We start from the raw sequence: 19281 nt of genomic DNA, 5'->3' as shown, positions 1-19281 counted from the left end.
GATAACTGATAACTGAAATGACCCATTAATTATTGTTTCCTAATCTATTGCCAAAGAGTAGAAATATTTTTGAAATGAATAAAATAGGATTGCTATAGATAATCTATATAACAATATGAAATAATTTACAAAAAAAAACTGTAAACCCAGGGAAAATCAAGTAAAAAACCAAACCCATAGAATAAAATATTACAACATTAGTTTGGATATCTATATATATAGAAATCCTATTTTAATTCTGTACAAAATTTCATTGCTTTTTAGGGAGCTGGGAATAGATACAAGCTTCAGTTTTTGTATTTACTTTTTGTTGTTACAACCTATTTAAGATTGCTATATTTTTTTCAAACGATATGTAAATATAGATTCAGGTTTTTTATTAAAAAAGCCTGCTGACTAAGTACCAACTAATTCTAGTGCTTGTTACTATTTAATATTTTTTTATATAGCAATCTTAGAGATGGTAACATTTTATGGTATATGTTTGGTTTCCAAATCCCATTTTGGCTAGGGTTTAGAAACTCAACCCCTACACTTTTTTTCCCAAATAATTTAGATTTGCTATAAAAATATACAGCAAATTCCAAGCATAAAAACTACAGATTTAATAATTAAATATTCTCAGTGCGAGCCAAAAAGCTCCGGTGGGTGTACCTTACCAAAATTGAATCTGCCATAGGGCGCATCTTAAATATTTGCAAAAATACTTTTTTCCTCCATACTTATTTCTTGTATAGCTCTCCCCTGTTCCCAGTTAAGTGTTCCCTAAAAGCAATAAGTTTTTGTGTTTATTCAAAATTGAGATGCACCCCTGCTATAAATGCTTTAGCATGAGAATTTTCCAGCAATAAAATCTCAATTTTAAACTATAACTTTAGCCATAACTACTGTTAACCAATAACTGAAATAACATCTAGAAAATTTTATTTTCAGATGATAAAATGAACCGGATTAGTACCTATCTACTATTTCAATAATAACCATGAAAATTATCAAATTTATAGTCATTTTTACTCTACCTCTAGTTACCATAATTTTAATGCTCTGGAAATTTTATTTTGAACCAAAATTTACTTTGTTTGACGACAATAAAAGAGCGATAAACTTTCGTAATATGAATCGTGTTTTTACCAGCACAATTATTTATAGTGCTCAAAAAAAATATCAATTTGAGGAAAACTTGATCGACTTAAATGTATCTTATAATTTCCAGGGTGAAACTAGAAAAATGTCAGAATTTTTGCAGCGTTTAAAAACGACTGGATTTCTATTAGTAAAAAATGATATAATTATCTATGAAAAATACTTTCAAGATTATACAAAGACCAATAAAATTACATCTTGGTCAGTAGCCAAAGCTTTTATTTCTGCTTTGATAGGAATTGCCTTAAAAGATAATTACATCGAAAGTATAGATGACCCGATTACTAAATATATGCCAGAATTGAAAGTATCTGGTTATAACAACGTACCAATTAAACATATTTTGCAGATGCAATCTGGTGTCAAATTTACTGAAGATTTTGGTCATCAAAATACAGATATTTATCAACTTTTATATAAATTATTTCTTTATATGCAGCCAATGGAAAAAGCAGTTTTAAATTATCCTTCTCAACGTAAATCAGGAAAATTTTTTGAATACATGGGTTTAAATAGTCAGATATTAAGTTTATTATTAAAGCGAACCACAGGACAAAATATTGTTACTTATTTAGAGAAGAAAATATGGCAACCAATGGGAGCAGAATCAGATGCTTATTGGTTAACAGATAATTATGGAACTGAGGTAACTTTTTGTGGGATGAATTGTACTTTGAGAGATTATGCAAAATTCGGTTTAATTTATCTACATAATGGATATTTTAACGGACAACAAATTATCCCTAAAAGTTGGATAAAAGAATCAACAATACCCGATATTCCTCACTTAAAACCAGGAGCAACAGACGAAAGTTATTTTAGGTGGGGTTATCAATATCATTGGTGGATTCCTGAAGGTTCAAAAGGTGATTATTGTGCCACTGGAGCTTGGGGGCAATATCTTTATATTAATCCCGAAAAGAATTTTGTTGGAGTAAAAACAGGTTCTGGTAATAAGATTTATAGAAGTATTGATGATGTAGAAACAATTGCTTTATTTCGAGCAGTTGCTAATGAGTTATAGGAAGTTTAATGAATGTTTTTACAAATGGTAGGGAGGTTGCATAACAAAAATGCTAATATCCCTACAAGAAAGGAAATTTTAAGTTTTTGTTATATAGTAATCTTATTTTATCCGTGTCAAAAGTCTTGCCTTTTTTCGGGAATAGGTAATCGGCAATAGCCAATCGGTAAGAGTTTGAGAATTTATTTCTAGTTTTTGATTTTTTACAACCTATTTAGGATTGTTATAATCTTTCACTAACAGCGAATATCATCCAATAGTGATTCCTATTCAATAGTTAAATCTGGGAAAATTCTAGTTCTATTTTAATCTTATCTTTCCGATACTGAAATGACCGATAATTATATTTATACTTTCTATACTCTTCTGGCAAAAAATCAACATAATTTTTCATTCTAAGTTTACCTTGACGCCAACAACTATCACCAATTTTTAGAAATTTGCATTCTATTTCTTCAGTCATTGATTCCCATTTTCTACTATTAAAATACATAGACAGTCCATTACTAATGTTAAGCCATCTATCTAGTTGGTTAAAAATAACCATAGACTTATCCTGTGTTAAATAAATTCTTCTTCTTACTTCCTCAAAACATAGCTCCCTAAATCTTCCTACTATAAATGTATGTTGATCAAATAACAAAATATCATCATTACTGTTAAGTAATTCAAAATTATTACTCATATTAACCAACTCATCTCAACAAACAACCTTTACCAACCAATAATTAATAATTAATCCTCAGAGATTTAAAACCTCTCCTTTTAAGGATAAAAAAGAAATAAGATTTCCGAACTTGGTTAAAACTTAGATGATTTAACCAGAGGTAATGATTCATTATCCATTAATCAACATATCAACTTATAGTCATTTTAAATAAGAAAAAAACATTTTTTTAGTTTAAATCCTTTGACAGTAATAAATTTTTGTCTCAGTCTAAACTAAAATGAGTATAGCTACCTATCCTGAATTTTTAATAATACTTTTATACTGTATTATTTAAAATTTAACTTTATCCTCTTGATAACAAATACCAAATCTGGTTATTATTAGATTAGTTGTAAAGTGAAGCATAACATATAGTAACTTGTAAAAAAAACTGTAGAAATTTGCTCTCCAAACCCAAAACAAAATGGGATTTGGAAGCCAAACACCGACGATAAAATATTATAATTTAAGATTACTATCTGCCATGTGCAATTTTTTCTAACTTACGAAATTTAGATAGTTCTAAAAATAACCTTTTCAGCTTTATGGCAGTAAGCAGTTGTACTTTCGTAGAAAGTTGCACAGTGGGTTACTATAGATATTTATAACCAGATTTAGTATAGAATATCTTTACTTCTTCCTTCTTACTTCTTCCTTCCTAACTTATGAAAATATTAATAATAGGTAACGGCGGTAGAGAACACGCGATCGCCAAAAAACTATCCCACTCTCCCCAAGTTCAACAAATATTTTGTACCCCTGGAAACGGAGGTATTACCACCCAGGAAAAATGTCAAAATATCCCCATCCCAGTCACAGACTTTCCAGCACTCAAACAACTCATCAATGACCAAAATATCTCTCTAGTAGTTGTCGGTCCCGAAGTACCCCTCGCCCTCGGTATCACCGACTACCTACAACAACCCAACCTCAGAATATTCGGCCCTACCAAAGCAGGCGCCATTCTCGAAGCCAGCAAATCTTGGGCTAAAGACTTCATGGCCGAAGCAAATATTCCCACAGCCAAATCAGCCACCTTTACCAGTGCTGAAACCGCCAAAGAATACATTACAACAACTCCCATAGTAATTAAAGCCGATGGTCTAGCAGCAGGAAAAGGAGTCACCATCGCCACTACAGTCGAAATGGCTCATAATGCCATAGATGCTATTTTCCAGTTCCCCCCTTCCAAAGGAGTGCCAGGCGGGATACAAGCAGAACTTGACAAAAATAACCAATTTGTGGTAATAGAAGAGTTGCTCACAGGTCAAGAAGTATCAGTATTAGCCCTCACCGATGGACTAACTATTCGTCCCCTGTTACCAGCTCAAGATCATAAACAAGTAGGAGAAGCAGACACAGGACCTAACACCGGAGGAATGGGGGCTTATGCTCCTACTCCTATTGTCACCCCAGAACTCATGGACTCCATTCAACAACAAGTCCTAGAACCAACTTTGACGAATTTACAAAAACGTGGTATCGATTACCGAGGTGTGATTTATGCTGGATTAATGATTAGTCCGACTGGAGAACCAAAAGTATTAGAATTTAACTGTAGATTCGGCGACCCAGAAACTCAACCTATTCTCTATCTGTTGGAAACTCCATTGGAGGAATTATTATTAGCTTGTTGTGAGCAACGTTTGGCTCAGTTGCCTCCTATTAAATGGAAACCAGGAGTAGCGGTATGTGTAGTTTTAGCTTCTGGGGGTTATCCAGGAAGTTATGAGAAAGGTAAAATAATTTCTGGGATAGAAAAAGCCGAAGCTACTGGAGTAACTATATTTCATGCTGGAACAAAATTCCAGGGAGAAAATTTAATTACTGATGGTGGTCGTGTTTTGGGAGTAACAGCAGTAGGAGAGAATTTTGCTGAAGCTAGAGCAAAAGCTTATGATGCAGTAAATTATATTCAATTTGAGGGAATGTACTATCGTCGAGATATCGGTAGTCGGGTTTTTGGTAATTAGAAATTAGAATTGACTAATCTTTGAAACAGAGATTAGCTTTGACTCATTTAGCTTATAGGGTTGGCGCTCAAAAGTCTGTATAAGGAAGGAGATAGGGTCAGGGGGAGTAATTTTCTTACTCAACTCTTACCCAAAATTCTAACTTTTTGATTGTTCGGGAGCCGTATCTGAGCAACCTAAAGCTGGTACTTTTTTTATCCAAAAAAGGTTAAAACCTTATCTGCATTCTGTGAAGCTCCAAAAAAAATCAGCCCTAAATAAAGATATTCCCCTTGCATCCGAAATTAAATTATGTTAATGTCTAATCACTGGGCTTTGCTCGTCCCTATGCATGACTTTTTAATCAATAAAAAAGAAATGATTATATTTCAGTTCTATACAAACATAAAACCTTTATCCAAATACTTGAACCTAAGAAAAAATTAAGCAGACTCAGGCTTAGGTAAAGAGGAAGGATGTAGCAATAACTCAGCAGTTGACCGCTTCTCCACCATCTCCTTAGTAATAGTACAACAAGTCACATCCTTCCGGGACGGTAACTCATACATCACATCCAGCATCAACTCCTCCACAATACCCCGTAGCGCCCTCGCCCCAGTCTTTCTCCTAAAAGCCTCCTTAGCGATCGCCCGGATCGCCTCCTCCTCAAACTCCAACTTGACATCATCCATCCGCAACAACTTTTGATACTGCTTTGCCAGAGCATTTTGAGGTTCCGTCAAAATAGCCATCAAAGTGTCCTCATCCAGAGGTTCAACCACCGCCAAAACAGGTATTCGTCCAATCAACTCAGGAATCAAACCAAACTTCACCAAATCATTCGGCTCCATTTGCTTCACCAAATCTACCACCTTTTTCTCCTTGACCCGATCATCTTCTGGCACTTGCTGAATAAAGCCCATTGACTTTTTACCAATTCTCTGATCTACAATTTTTTCCAAACCAACAAAAGCCCCACCACAAATAAATAAAATATTACTCGTATCAATTTGAATACAATCTTGATAAGGATGCTTCCTGCCACCTTGCGGAGGAACATTGGCCACAGTACCCTCCAACATTTTCAACAAAGCTTGCTGGACACCCTCTCCAGAAACATCCCTCGTAATAGAAGGATTCTCACTCTTGCGAGCTATTTTATCAATCTCATCAATATATACAATCCCCCGTTGGGCTTCATCCACATTTAAATCTGCCACTTGCAAAAGTCGTAGCAAAATATTCTCCACATCCTCCCCAACATATCCAGCTTCCGTCAAAGTCGTCGCATCTGCCACCGCAAAAGGCACATCCAATAACTCCGCCAAAGTTTGAGCCAATAAAGTCTTACCGCAACCAGTCGGTCCAATCAACAAAATATTAGACTTTTGTAACTCCACCTCATCTGGAGCCGACTTACCATTTTTTTTAGCTTCCAGAAAACTCAGACGTTTATAGTGATTATAAACCGCCACCGACAAAACCTTCTTACCTTCCTCCTGCCCAATCACATGAGCATCCAGATAATCCTTGATTTCTCTAGGTTTAGGAATTTCATTAACAGACAACCTCTTAGCACCAGTCCCTCGTTTTGAGGGTGCAGGTGCTGGACGTGGAGCTGGAGGTTGTGTTCCTTTATTATTGGAGTCAAAAAGCTCCTCATCTAAAATTTCATTGCACAACTCTACACATTCATCGCATATATAAACCCCAGGTCCAGCTATTAATTTCCGGACCTGTTCTTGAGACTTGCCACAAAATGAACATTTTAGATGGGAGTCGTATTTAGACATAACTGCCTCTTCTTACATTGCAGGGACAGACTCTCCTGGTACAGGAAGATTCTGTCTAGTTATCACTTGATCTATCAGGCCATATTCTTTAGCCTCTTCGGCGGACATAAAAAAGTCCCGCTCCGTATCAATCTCTATTCTTTCTAGAGGTTGACCTGTATGTTCTGCTAATAATTGATTTAGCTTACCTTTATGATACAGGATTTCCTTAGCTTGAATCTCAATATCTACAGCTTGACCTTGAGCCCCACCTAAAGGTTGGTGAATCATAATTCTCGAACTAGGAAGGGACATTCTCTTACCTTTTGCCCCACCAGATAAAAGAAAAGCCCCCATACTTGCGGCTAAACCATAGCATATTGTTACTACATCAGCTCGTACCTGTTGCATGGTATCGTATATAGCCATTCCAGCAGTAACTGAGCCTCCAGGAGAGTTGATATATAATTGTATATCTTTTTCTGGATCTTCAGCATCTAGGAATAACATTTGGGCTGTGATAGTATTTGCCAAATTATCGTCTACTTGAGTACCAAGAAAAATTATTCTTTCCCGGAGCAGTCGTGAGTAGAGGTCAAAAGCTCTTTCTCCCATGCCAGATTGTTCGACAACCATTGGCACAATGTTGTTACTAAGACCGGAGTAGATTTTTAATTTGTTATAACTACTAATTAGATTATCAGAATATTGAGATATAACCATAATATGCTGGTTTGTTTACCAATTTTATATTTTTTGCTCAGTCAGTATATTCTGAGTCAGTTAACATTATGCCCGATCTTAACTAATCTTGGTAGCCGATTAACCGGACTATTGTCAATTTACTCTTGATCCTGAGAACTTTCGACCGTAGTTACTTGTTCTGGTTCAGTAGTTTCAGTAGCTTGAGATATTTGTGACTCTACTTGAGCTTCTACTTATTCTATATTTTCAGAACTTTCTGATTCTCTACCTAAAGTTCCTTCAGGGACTAATTCTACAGGATTATTTTCCTATTTCTCCTGAGAACTTTCGACCGTAGTTACCTGCTCTGCTTCTACTTCTAGAATAGTTTCGCTAGCTGTAGGTATTTCTGATACTACCTGAGTTTCCACTTCTATCTCTTCAGAAGTTTCCGACTTTGTATCTAAAGTTCCTTCAGGTACTAATTCTACAGTACCATTTTCCTCTAACCATTTGATAGTTTTTTCCTTTAACAAGTCCTCAGTAACTACTTGTCTTAACCTACCTGGGTCAACATCCTTTCCTTTAAGTTGTTCCATTACCTTAGCTGATTCTGCTGCTATTTCTGCCTCGTCCACCGTAATAGACTCTTGTTTGGCCACTGTAGCTATAGCTAAATCTCTTCTCAACCGTTTAATCGCATCTGGTCTAGAACGCTCTTGCATTTCTGGCAATGTATCACTCTGAAAAAATTCTTTGACATCTATTCCATACTGACTCAACTCCATCGCACTTTGAGCTAACATTTGCTGAACTTCATTTTTAATTAAAGTTTCTGGAATTTCTACTTCCAAATGAGTCACCAGCTCTTCTACAATAGCTATTTCCTTGTTTTGCTTTGTTTTTTCCTCTTTTTCCTTAGTATATCTTTTCTCCAAGAACTCCCGTAATGCAGCTATTGTTTCAAACTCACTAATTTCTTGAGCCAAATCATCATCTAATTCTGGTAATTCCTTTTCTTTCAGTTCTTTCAGAGTTACAGTAAATACTGCTGGTTTGCCAGCTAAATCCTTTTCACTATATTCTGGAGGAAACTGTGCAGAAATTTCCTTAGTTTCGTCTGGCTTCATCCCTACTATTCCCTCAATAAAGCCAGGAATAAATTGTCCTTCCTTTAAATCCATTTGGAAATCTTGAGCCTTACCACCAGGAACTTCTTTCGGTTCTTCCCCTTCCGTTTCTGATGGAATTACACCAACAAAATCAACTATGGCCACATCTCCCAACTGAGCAGGTCTTTCTTCTACAGGAATTAAGGTTGCCATTTGAGAGCGACGTTCTTCTAGAAATTCATCTACTTGGGCAGGGTCATACTTAGCCTCTTCAGCCTTAACCACTAATCCCTTATAATTTTCAACCTTGGCCTCAGGCTCAACATCTACCTTGACCGAGAAAATCATTTCTTTTCCTGGTTCAAAATCTTTTACCAGTTCGTCAAACTCTTTGCTTAGTTCAAATTGGCCTATTGGCCTGATTTCCTCTTTTTCTTTTACTTTTTCTAAGCAATTATTGATTAAGTCATCTAAGGCCATTGCCGTCAGATAATTTTTTCCCATCCTTTGGATCAATATGTTTCGAGGGACTTTACCTTTTCTGAACCCAGGAATATTAGCCGAACGGGTATATTTTTTAATTATCTGCTCATAAGCATTCTTGGACATTTCTGCTGTAATCTCAATTTCTAGACCGATTTGGCTAGCTGGTAGCTTTTCCTGGGTAACTTTCATCGTTTTTGCTAATTTAGTTATTATTAGTTATGATTCTTTTATGAAGGTATACGAATATTCCTTGGCTGGGGAAATTGTTAAGTTTTCCCAAGAATTTCTAACAGTTGTCTGTTTAGATTAGTGTATTATCCATCTAAAACTGCTAGTAATGACTTAAATTTAGGATTTTTTTTAATTTTATTGTCACTTACTGATTATTGATAAATCAGAACTAAGTTGAGATTTTACATAAAAATGGTATTGAATAGTAGTTTAGTATATAACGACTAAGTATTATATTGTCAAAATTTATCAAATAAATAAGTCGGTTGAAAAATTATAACTATGCCTTAAAAATTATTTTTTTTACATATGGTTATCATTATCAATGATTTTTTCAATGGCAATTATGACTGTTAAGGGGTAAGTATTTCCTTGGGAATGCTGTGCAAATAGCTATTAGCTGAATGCTTAAGTTATTAGAATAGAGATCAGAAAAATGTTTCTGGTTAAATTATAGATAAAAAACTATATAAAAAATTTTATTAAAATTATAATGGTACTAAGTGTATCAGCCAAATTAATTACACATTTTGTTGATTATCTGTTGTTCCTGATCTGTTACTTGTTCTCTATATCAAATAGGAAATTAATTTTGGACGGGCACTTAATATAGTTATCTTCAATTGCATTATGACTAAGTTGGTTTAAAATAAATATCTTTTTTAGTCTATTAATCAAATAGTTTTAATTTCATAAAGAAGAAAAGTTAATCCAATAATGTAATCTTTTTAAAGATTATAATATACTATCATCATAGTTTTAATTCCATAAACATAAAGAAGAAAAGTTAATCCAATAACATAATTTTTTTAAAGATTATAATATACTATCATGTATGTATAGGGTTTCTCAAAGTAATAAGGTACATATATTCTGATTCGCTGTTACCTAAAACCTATAATTTTCTACCTCAAAAGTATGGAAATTGCTATAATTTAAGATAACAAATATTATGTAAATCATTATCAAAAATAACAGTAAAAAGAAAATATTAGCTGGATATGGTAACTAATAAAAAAATTAAGATAGTAAAAAAAGGAGGAAAATAACTTGTCAGATTCATACAGAGTCGCAATATTAGGAGTAACTGGTGCAGTAGGTACAGAGTTGCTAGAATTGCTAGAAACTAGAAACTTTCCAGTAGCAGAATTAAAATTACTGGCATCTGAACGTTCAGCAGGCAAAATTTTGAAATTTAAGGGACAAAACCTACAAGTAGAAGCCGTAACAGATGATTCATTTATAGAAGTAGATTTAGTGCTAGCATCAGCAGGTGCATCTACATCCAAAGTATGGGCCAAAAAAGCAGTCGAGGCTGGAGCTGTAGTTATTGACAATTCCAGTGCTTTTCGGATGGACCCCGAAGTGCCTCTGATAGTCCCAGAAGTAAACCCAGAAGCAGCGGCTTCACATAATGGTATAATAGCTAACCCTAACTGTACAACCATATTAATGAGTGTGGCAATATGGCCATTACACCAAGTCCAGCCAATCCAAAGATTAATGGTGGCCACTTATCAATCGGCAAGTGGGGCAGGAGCAAGGGCAATGGCAGAAATGAGAACTCAAGCTCAAGAAATATTAGATGGAAAAACTCCAACTACAGATATTTTTCCTTATCCATTAGCATTTAATTTATTCCCACACAATACCCAACTGAATGAGCAAGGATATTGTCAAGAAGAAATGAAAATGCTCAATGAAACCAGAAAAATCTTTGGCTCTAATGAACTGAGAATTACAGCAACTTGTATTAGAGTACCAGTATTTAGGGCACATTCAGAAGCAATTAATTTAGAATTTGCTGAACCATTTAGTGTTGTTAAAGCACGGGAAATATTAAGTCAAGCACCAGGTGTGAAACTGGTAGAAAATTGGCAAGAAAATTATTTCCCGATGCCAATAGAAGCAAGTGGTAAAGATGATGTATTGGTGGGGAGAATTCGTCAAGATATTTCTCATCCTTGTGGGTTAGAATTATGGTTAAGTGGAGACCAGATCAAAAAAGGAGCTGCTTTGAATGCTGTACAAATAGCTGAATTATTGGTTGCCAAAAATTGGTTAAAAATGCCAGTAGGAACAATTAATAATTAACAATTAATAATTAATAATTAATAGTTACTTATTCTTAGAGAAAAGAGGATTGGCTAAAAGAAATTTTTTCTTTTTTCTCCATGAATGGAGAGACTTTATACCTTTATTTTTCGGTAAGGCGATATGAATCTAAAAAAAATTAGGTTTATGTATGGCCTTAACAATTTAATAATATCTAGTACAAATAATATCTAGAAGGAGTGGAAATAGTGTGGTAGACTTTGGGAGAGTTTTGACTGCAATGATTACACCGTTTAATGTGGACGGTAGTGTTAATTATGAAGAAGCAGAAAAGTTATCAGTATGGTTGACAGAAAATGGAACAGACTCATTAGTAGTATGTGGAACAACAGGTGAGTCCCCTAGTTTAACATGGGAAGAAGAATATCAGCTATTCCAAGTAGTGCAGAAAGCAGTAGCAGGAAAAGCCAAAGTTATAGCAGGTACTGGATCGAACTCGACTAGAGAAGCGATCTCGGCCACTCAAAAAGCAGCTAGATTGGGTTTAGACGGTTCATTACAAGTGGTACCATATTATAATAAACCACCACAGTCGGGACTTTATCGGCATTTTCAAGCGATCGCCCAAGCAGTACCAGAATTACCAATAATGTTGTACAATATACCAGGGCGTACTGGTCAAAATATGCTGCCGGAAACTATAGCGAGACTGGCAGAGATTCCTAATATTGTTGCTGTTAAAGAAGCAAGTGGTAACTTAGACCAAGCAAGTGAGATTAGAAAGTTGACTGCACCAGAGTTTAAGATTTACTCTGGGGATGATTCTTTGACTTTACCATTAATAGCTCTTGGTGGCAGTGGGGTTGTCAGTGTAGCTAGTCATCTGGTAGGAAACCAACTACAGGAGATGATCGTAAAATTTGAAACAGGTAAAGTACAGCTTGCTACAGAAATTCATTTACAACTATTCCATTTATTTAAAGCTTTATTTGCTACAACTAATCCCATTCCTGTCAAAGCAGCTATGAATCTGTTAGGATGGAAAGTAGGTACTACTCGCCCTCCATTATGCGATCCACCAACAGAAGTCACTGAAAAATTATCAGTAGAAATGGGTAAGTTAGGTTTATTGTAGCAGTTGCCAGGATAGTAAGGGAATTTCGCTATTCTCAAATTTAGGGAAAACAACAGCGCTTTCGATGGTTATGATCTAAAGCTATAGCGGGCAAGATGGCCGCACCACAAGATTTTCACTGTTTCCTGTCTATAATTTGCCCTGACTGACTTCTGATATAGCAGTCGAAGCAAAGAGTGCGGACATTTCTAAATCCTAAAACCCTTTGATATTCTACTATTTCCTGTTTCCTATTCCCGATTCAAGTAGCGCTATAGCTGTTTTTACAGACAAAAAAGTTTTTCCTACAATTAAATATTATCAAAATAATTTAGTCTAAAACTTTGGTTTTCAGGCGAAATGTTTTTGCAGGGTTGCTCAAAATCTATGTTACTAATGGATAATGGATAATTAATAATTGATAATTAGGGTTTGCTGATTAAATCTCGCTCGCATTGACAGATGAAGCTGAAAGGCTTTTTTAGGTGACAAAAAGTGCCAATAAATTAGTAAATTAATCTGAAAGACTCTAGATTTTTTTCTCACCAAACTTGAAAAAATGTAGAAAAATTAATACCTGTAACTATTGTCGCCATACCCATTGCCTACCTTGACCAACAGACTTTTTCAGTAAACCCTAATTAGAGAGAGTTTTTATTATGCACTATCTATTATCAATTAATGAAAGAAACAAACTTTTGAATTCCTTAATAACATAAACAATGATTATGATTATCTAATCTTTAATTTTGTGCATCAGAGATGAGTTTTCATAAGTGTTAATGGATATCAAATATGATTAATAATCACTAAAAATCATAAACAAGCAAACAATAGTAAAAATAGGATAATTATGATTAGAAAAAAATCATCTTCCGCTCTAAAAATTATTCCCCTTGGTGGACTCCATGAAATCGGCAAAAACACTTGTGTATTCGAGTATAATGACGAAATCATTTTACTTGATGCTGGATTAGCATTTCCCACAGATGGAATGCACGGTGTCAATATAGTTTTACCAGATGTAACATATCTACTGGAAAATCGCCATAAAATTAAGGGTATGATTGTGACTCACGGTCACGAAGATCATATTGGGGGCATACCCTTCCATTTGAAAAATATAGAAATTCCTGTCATCTATGGACCTAGACTAGCGATGGCTCTTCTTTATCATAAATTAGAGGAAGCAGGTGTTCAAAATCGTACAGAATTAAAAACTGTTCGCCCTCGTGATGTGGTGAAGTTGGGTAAATATTTCAGTGTGGAATATATTCGTAATACTCACTCGATGGCGGATAGCTTTACTGTTGCCATAACAACGCCAGTGGGAGTAGTTATTCATACAGGTGATTTCAAAATTGATCATACTCCTGTAGATGGAGAAAAATTCGATTTCCAAAAGTTGGCAGAGTATGGAGAAAAAGGAGTTCACTGTTTAATTAGTGATTCTACAAATTCAGAAGTACCTGGTTTCACTCCTTCGGAAAGATCGGTTTATCCAAATTTAGACCGAGTATTTTCGGAAGCACCAGGAAGGGTGATGTTGACAACTTTTGCTTCTAGTGTACACAGATTACAAGTAGTTCTGGAGCTAGCGAAAAAACATGGTAGGGTAGTGGCAGTAGTTGGGCGATCTATGTTGAATGTGATTGCTCATTCTCGGACTTTGGGTTACATTAAATGTGAGGACAGTTTGTTCGTACCTCTCCATAGTGTGAGGAATGTACCTGATGAAAAATTATTGATTTTGACTACAGGTTCTCAGGGGGAACCAATGTCAGCGATCACTCGTATTGCTAAAGGTGAACATAGACAAATCAAAATTCGGAAAGGAGATACGGTGATCTTTTCTGCGAACCCTATTCCTGGCAATACGATCGCTGTTGTCAATACTATAGATAAATTAATGATGCTAGGAGCAAATGTTATTTATGGTAAAGATAAGGGTATTCATGTTTCTGGTCACGGTTGTCAGGAAGACCAAAAATTAATGTTGGCGCTGACTCGTCCGAAGTTCTTTGTACCATTTCATGGAGAACATAGGATGTTAGTGAAACATAGTCAAACTGCTCAAAGTATGGGAGTGCCTCGGCAAAATATGGTTGTGGTGCAAAATGGTGATGTGATCGAACTAACTCAGGATTCTATTTATGTTGCCGATAGAGTATCTTCGGGTATTGAGTTAGTAGACTCTTCTCGTTCGGGTATCGTTGAAGATAAGATTCTCAAGGAGCGACAACAACTAGCAGAGGATGGTGTGGTGACAGTAGCGTTGGGAGTTGGTTTGGATGGTAAATTGATTGGTAAACCTCAGTTGCATTTGCGTGGTGTGGTAAATTCTATAGATAAAGCAAAATTGCAAGAATTAGTGATTAGAGTCTTAGAAAAAGATTTGAGTCATTGTTGGTCTGAGTATGCTAAGTTGAATGGCGATAATAATACTCAAGTTGATTGGTTTGGGTTGCAAAATGAACTTGAATCTTCTATTCAGCGGATGTTACGACGAGAATTTCAAAGTCAACCGTTGTTGGTGTTTTTGATGCAAACTCCAGATGGAGAAGTTGAAGGTGAAGTAGAAGAGGAAAAACAGGTGACGACGAAACCAGTGGGAAGACGGAGACGGCGATCGACTGCGAAGGTAGCATCTTAAGTAGTTTAAAATTAGTTATGAGAAACCGGGTTTGTGGGTGATAATGCTATAGTATAGTGTGGCATTTAAAACCAACCCGGTTTCTGCGCTTTTTTTTTATGAAACCGGGAATAAACCAATATGAAAAATATATCCGTTAAAAAATATGAACCACAACTGTCAGCAAAGTCAACTTTGCCTACTATCTAGGACTTACCAAGCGAAAATCCGGAGTCACCTGGTTTGCCAGACGTATTTCTAGACTTTCAACCTGAACTTTGGCGCCAAACTTTTCAACCTCGCAACTGGTATCCCGATCAATTATTTTGTGGTACCGATCTGAATCTCTACTACGATGTTAAACATCCTAAATGGTACAAACGCCCAGACTGGTTTGCAGTTGTGGGAGTACCAAACTTGTATGAGCAATGGGAACTGCGCTGGAGCTATGTAGTTTGGGATGAAAAAGTGAACCCCTTGGTAGTGGTCGAGTTATTATCTCCGGGTACAGAAAGTGAATACTTAGGACAGACACTAAGATAAGAGCAAAAACTTCCCACTTTGTCGGAAGTTTATGAGAGTATTCTGCGAGTCCCTTATTATGTGACATTTAGTCGCTATACAAATAAAATACAAGCATTTCATTTGGTAGGCGATCGCTACTAAAGAGCGGAATTAAATCAGGGACGTTTGTTGCTTCCGGAAGTAAAACTAAGTCTGGGTTTATAGCAAGGTAGTTTTCATAGTGTAAATAGACTCTGGTTACGGTAGATGACTTGGGAAGGAGATTTGATACTGACTCCAGAAGAGAAGGAAGCAGCAGCCAAAGAGGAGGCAGCAGTAGCTGAACAGGAGGTAGCAGTACCTAAACAGGAAGCAGCAGTAGCTAAACAACAAGCTGCCAATGCTGAACAACAAAAGGAGCGCTTGGCAGCAAAACTGCGAGAGTTGGGTATCGATCCTGATGAGCTAAGTTAAATAGTTTAGGACTTACGGAAAGAAACCCGGTACGAGCTTAGAAACCGGGTTTCTGGGTTCACCTGTGTAATATCATCTTTATGAAAAATGCTGTAAGAAAAAACTTAAGCAAAGCATAAACATATGACTTTTTTGCCAAAAACCTCTACCTTTGCAGAGATACGGTTATACCGTTTCACGGAATTTATCCATTCAAAAGTCAAAATTCATGCCTGATGATTTTATAGCTCAAGACTTTGATGCTTCAATAACTTCAGCAAATTATTCGACATCTAAAGTTTGAAACTATTGGTAACATTATTTTTTCAAATTGGTATTAGATCTTCTTTACTATAGACTATAGACAGATATAGCAATGTGCGCACTTAATCTTTACAAATTGCAGGAACTGTCCAATAGATAAAAGCCTTATATTATCGGCCATTCATTCTTTCTGTTCCCAGTTAAGTGTTCCCGGTTCCCTGGGCGCAGCGCTATATGTATTACAAAAGTTTATTTTCACTTTAAACTTTGAAATCTAAAACTATGCAATTTTTGCAGAGAAAAAAATCTCATTAATATATATCGTATTTTGAAGTCAAAAACTATGCAATTTTTTGGAAAAAAAGTAGTGTAATTGTTGCTATATAATCAATAGAAGGGATTCCAGAAAAAATTTTCAATCTTTACAAAAATAAAGATGATTTTTTCTAACAAGCGTGTTAATATTACAACTAATTCCAAAAAAAGTGTCACCACTGATTAATAAAGAGTGGTTGTGGGCTTATATTGCCATGACAGAATGTTCTTAAACTTGGTTTGTAAGTAAAGAGTTTGTAACAAATTATTATTTTTCTATCTAAAACGCTCAAAAAGTAATAAATGGTGCTAAGATAGAAAAAAATAAGTGTTTCAAATGAAATATGTCAGACCCAAAGAAGCAGCTTCCATCCTTGGAGTTGCAGTCTCAAGTCTCAGACGATGGGAAGAAGAAGGCAAAATCAAAGCAATCAAAACCCCATCGGGGCACAGGCGGTACTCAATCGCAGAAATCGAACAAGCAGCAGGTTTGCCCAGGGCAATTACCACTGTTTGTTATGCAAGGGTGTCGAGCCATTCCCAACGAGACGATATTGAGGGACAAATTGAACTATTGCTCTCAAGATTCCCAGAAGCGGAAATCGTATCAGAAATTGGCAGCGGACTTAATTTTAAGCGGAAATGATTCCTCGACCTTTTGGACAGAATTTGCACAGGTGATATCAAGCGCCTTGTGGTTGCCCACCCAGACAGACTCGTTAGATTTGGACCTCCCTCAAAAAGAACTAAATCGTCTGCATCACTACCTCCATAGAAGTTTGCATTTTCATCACCAATATAAGTCCTAACATTCAATGCCTCGTCAATAAAGTCTAAAGGAATGGAAAAGGGTATGGCAGTAATGTCATCAATAATTCCTAGATCGGAGAGCTTTTTGTTGTAATTCTTTTCAAACAAGGAATATTTATCCAGTTCAAATAATTCGATATCTGGTACATCTAATAAATATTTGTCTTTACCACCAAACTGTCCCAAAGGTTCGACTTCGAGTTTATATTCACCAATACCCATTTTTAAGTCTGCTGTTGGTTTCACATAAACATCGACATTAACAAATAACTCTGGGTTGAATCTTATATGAAAATCAAGCTGCTTATCTCTGTCTCGATCTAAGTCTTTTATCGCTCGGACTGTTGAACTATTACTGTCTGAATCTCCAATGGCAAAATTTTGCTTTTCTATAAACTCTCCAAATTCTGTTATGTTTAACCAATCACCATTTTCTATTCTAATTTCCGGACTTAAATTTGTAATTCCAAAATCAACTTGATATCCAGTCTTTAAACCTAGGTCTAGATCTGCATCCATGAGAGCAACTAATAAATCATAACCGACATCGTAACCAAAAACTTCAAAATTCTCCTTACTTGCAAAACTGATAGGATAAGAAGAAGCAATAATTTGGTCAAAATCAATTCCCATTTCCAACAGATTAAACTCATCTTTAATGGAATAGACATAAGAATCTTTGATATTAATATCACCAATATCAAAGTCTGGAATATTTATATCTAATAAACCATCAAGAGAATTTAGCCGTTCAAAATTAAGATTAGGAAAATCTGGCAGCTCAAATCCTAAATCAAAATATTTGGTAATATCAATTGCCTCTTTATTGCCAGCAGAATTTCCTAATGTAAATACTTCCTTACCCTCAATCCAATCAACAACTTGCTCTTCCTTTCGAGTATCAAAATCAATAAAGTCATGCCTAAATTTATGGGATAAATCAACTTTTTCACTAAAACCAGAAGAACCTCGGTTAACTTTTTTCTCCCAGCTCCAAAAAGACTCCCAAAAATCAATATATTCATAGTTCAAACCGCCATCTAGATATATGGCAGCATCAGACTCTAAAATTCCAGCAACATTCAGATACAAATAAGGCAAAGAATAATTAAATAAACCACCTTCAAAATCTGTGTCTATATCAAATTTTAATTCACCATTATCAATACCTAAATTAAAATCGGCATAAAGAGGTAAATCAAAACCTACACTGCCAAAATTATAACCTGTTTTTAATTCTAAACCAGCTTTGATAGATGCTTCCTTGTTTTTATCTTTTGAATTAGCAATTCCTACAGAAGCATTAGCACTCGCCGATGCCACACCAGATAAACCTATTTTGCCAGTATCTAAGCTAAAAAATTCTTTAATACCAAATTCTGTTCCGAATAAATCGTCATATTTTTTACCATCTCCTCGGTGAGTAATACCTAAAAATGCACTATAGTCAGCTTCATTCGGAATACCTATGAGCTTACCTAAATTCCATTCCTGAGATAAATCTTTACCGAAACGCTTAGTCCAGAGAAGTTCATTATTTCCAGAGGCCATAATCTACAAATCTCCTAATATTTGTCATCATATTAAACAAAAGAAAATTAATTATCAGCTTTTGATAATTTAGATTCTTTTCTCTAGGATTGAAAGAGCTTTTCGGTAGGAAGTTTTGCCGAACTATTAAAAAAAATTAAATAATAAATTTAACTGAAAATTGTGCTGTTTAAAACTCAATAATTATGCAAAAAAAACTATGCAAAAAACTTGGTATTTATTGCATAGTTTACATTCATTTTCAAATAGTTAAATGATTTAATATTTCTTCATAATATTTAATTATTGTTTAGATACTCGTGAAGTTTTAATAATTACACTGCATTAGGAAGAAAGACACCGTAGGGGCGGGTTTAACAAGTGAGTTAACGACTCTCATCTAGAAATTACACAAACCCGCCCCCAATGATATAAACCACCGTCTCAGGGGCGGGTTTAACAAGTGAGTTAACGACTCTCATCTAGAAATT

The 19281-nt window shown here is 35.4% G+C and carries 12 protein-coding genes and 1 pseudogene; 8 read left to right on the top strand and 5 right to left on the bottom strand.

The window, feature by feature from the left end:
* Window positions 1-982: 982 nt before the first annotated feature.
* On the top strand, window positions 983-2167 hold the full coding sequence (locus VKJ25_RS13235) for a serine hydrolase domain-containing protein (RefSeq protein ID WP_324237099.1): 1185 nt from the start codon (window positions 983-985) through the stop codon (window positions 2165-2167).
* A 277-nt stretch (window positions 2168-2444) separates the two neighbouring features.
* Here VKJ25_RS13235 and VKJ25_RS13230 read toward each other — a convergent pair whose 3' ends face one another.
* Window positions 2445-2852, bottom strand: coding sequence for a KGK domain-containing protein (locus VKJ25_RS13230; protein ID WP_324237098.1), 408 nt, complete (start codon window positions 2850-2852; stop codon window positions 2445-2447).
* 689 nt (window positions 2853-3541) lie between these two features.
* Here VKJ25_RS13230 and purD point away from each other — a divergent pair.
* A complete protein-coding gene (purD, locus tag VKJ25_RS13225; RefSeq protein ID WP_324237097.1) occupies window positions 3542-4849 on the top strand; it encodes a phosphoribosylamine--glycine ligase in 1308 nt (435 codons plus the stop codon).
* A 422-nt stretch (window positions 4850-5271) separates the two neighbouring features.
* Here purD and clpX read toward each other — a convergent pair whose 3' ends face one another.
* The 3 genes from clpX to tig all read right to left on the bottom strand — a co-directional run bounded on the left by clpX (window position 5272) and on the right by tig (window position 9071).
* The gene (gene clpX / locus VKJ25_RS13220; RefSeq protein ID WP_324237096.1) at window positions 5272-6621 is read right to left on the bottom strand and encodes an ATP-dependent protease ATP-binding subunit ClpX; all 1350 of its coding nucleotides are present in this window, start codon (window positions 6619-6621) and stop codon (window positions 5272-5274) included.
* A gap of 12 nt (window positions 6622-6633) precedes the next feature.
* Window positions 6634-7323: an ATP-dependent Clp endopeptidase proteolytic subunit ClpP gene (clpP, locus tag VKJ25_RS13215; protein WP_324237095.1), complete on the bottom strand. Its 690-nt coding sequence runs from the start codon at window positions 7321-7323 to the stop codon at window positions 6634-6636.
* 290 nt (window positions 7324-7613) lie between these two features.
* Window positions 7614-9071 carry a trigger factor gene (gene tig / locus VKJ25_RS13210; protein ID WP_324237094.1) on the bottom strand — a complete coding sequence of 486 codons (1458 nt, stop codon included), beginning with the start codon at window positions 9069-9071 and terminating at the stop codon, window positions 7614-7616.
* Between the two features lie 1092 nt (window positions 9072-10163).
* Between tig and VKJ25_RS13205 the strand changes: the two genes are divergently transcribed.
* From VKJ25_RS13205 to VKJ25_RS24635, 6 genes and pseudogenes are all read left to right on the top strand, one after another.
* On the top strand, window positions 10164-11207 hold the full coding sequence (locus VKJ25_RS13205) for an aspartate-semialdehyde dehydrogenase (protein ID WP_324237093.1): 1044 nt from the start codon (window positions 10164-10166) through the stop codon (window positions 11205-11207).
* A 211-nt stretch (window positions 11208-11418) separates the two neighbouring features.
* Complete coding sequence (dapA, locus tag VKJ25_RS13200) at window positions 11419-12303, top strand: 4-hydroxy-tetrahydrodipicolinate synthase (protein ID WP_324237092.1); 885 nt, start codon at window positions 11419-11421, stop codon at window positions 12301-12303.
* 832 nt (window positions 12304-13135) lie between these two features.
* Complete coding sequence (locus tag VKJ25_RS13195; RefSeq protein ID WP_324237091.1) at window positions 13136-14935, top strand: ribonuclease J; 1800 nt, start codon at window positions 13136-13138, stop codon at window positions 14933-14935.
* Window positions 14936-15157: 222 nt separating this feature from the next.
* On the top strand, window positions 15158-15457 hold the full coding sequence (locus tag VKJ25_RS13190) for a Uma2 family endonuclease (protein ID WP_324237090.1): 300 nt from the start codon (window positions 15158-15160) through the stop codon (window positions 15455-15457).
* Between the two features lie 228 nt (window positions 15458-15685).
* Window positions 15686-15892 (top strand): hypothetical protein, encoded by a 207-nt coding sequence (locus VKJ25_RS13185; protein ID WP_324237089.1) that lies wholly within the window; start codon window positions 15686-15688, stop codon window positions 15890-15892.
* 895 nt (window positions 15893-16787) lie between these two features.
* Window positions 16788-16919, top strand: a pseudogene (locus tag VKJ25_RS24635) (MerR family DNA-binding transcriptional regulator); the annotation flags it as partial.
* 47 nt (window positions 16920-16966) lie between these two features.
* Here VKJ25_RS24635 and VKJ25_RS13180 read toward each other — a convergent pair.
* Window positions 16967-18811 carry a hypothetical protein gene (locus tag VKJ25_RS13180; protein ID WP_324237088.1) on the bottom strand — a complete coding sequence of 615 codons (1845 nt, stop codon included), beginning with the start codon at window positions 18809-18811 and terminating at the stop codon, window positions 16967-16969.
* Window positions 18812-19281: the final 470 nt, after the last annotated feature.

Source organism: Okeania sp., from assembly GCF_035285525.1.
Taxonomy (GTDB): domain Bacteria; phylum Cyanobacteriota; class Cyanobacteriia; order Cyanobacteriales; family Microcoleaceae; genus Trichodesmium.
Note: the sequence above shows the minus strand (reverse complement) of the source record. Positions and strands in the feature narration are given on the sequence as shown.

Excerpts from the sequence above, each read along its gene's own strand:
- VKJ25_RS13235 (WP_324237099.1), top strand. The coding sequence starts at position 983 with ATGAAAATTATCAAATTTATAGTCATTTTTACTCTACCTCTAGTTACC.
- VKJ25_RS13230 (WP_324237098.1), bottom strand. The coding sequence starts at position 2,852 with ATGAGTAATAATTTTGAATTACTTAACAGTAATGATGATATTTTGTTA.
- purD (WP_324237097.1), top strand. The coding sequence starts at position 3,542 with ATGAAAATATTAATAATAGGTAACGGCGGTAGAGAACACGCGATCGCC.
- clpX (WP_324237096.1), bottom strand. The coding sequence starts at position 6,621 with ATGTCTAAATACGACTCCCATCTAAAATGTTCATTTTGTGGCAAGTCT.
- clpP (WP_324237095.1), bottom strand. The coding sequence starts at position 7,323 with ATGGTTATATCTCAATATTCTGATAATCTAATTAGTAGTTATAACAAA.
- tig (WP_324237094.1), bottom strand. The coding sequence starts at position 9,071 with ATGAAAGTTACCCAGGAAAAGCTACCAGCTAGCCAAATCGGTCTAGAA.
- VKJ25_RS13195 (WP_324237091.1), top strand. The coding sequence starts at position 13,136 with ATGATTAGAAAAAAATCATCTTCCGCTCTAAAAATTATTCCCCTTGGT.
- VKJ25_RS13185 (WP_324237089.1), top strand. The coding sequence starts at position 15,686 with ATGACTTGGGAAGGAGATTTGATACTGACTCCAGAAGAGAAGGAAGCA.
- VKJ25_RS13180 (WP_324237088.1), bottom strand. The coding sequence starts at position 18,811 with ATGGCCTCTGGAAATAATGAACTTCTCTGGACTAAGCGTTTCGGTAAA.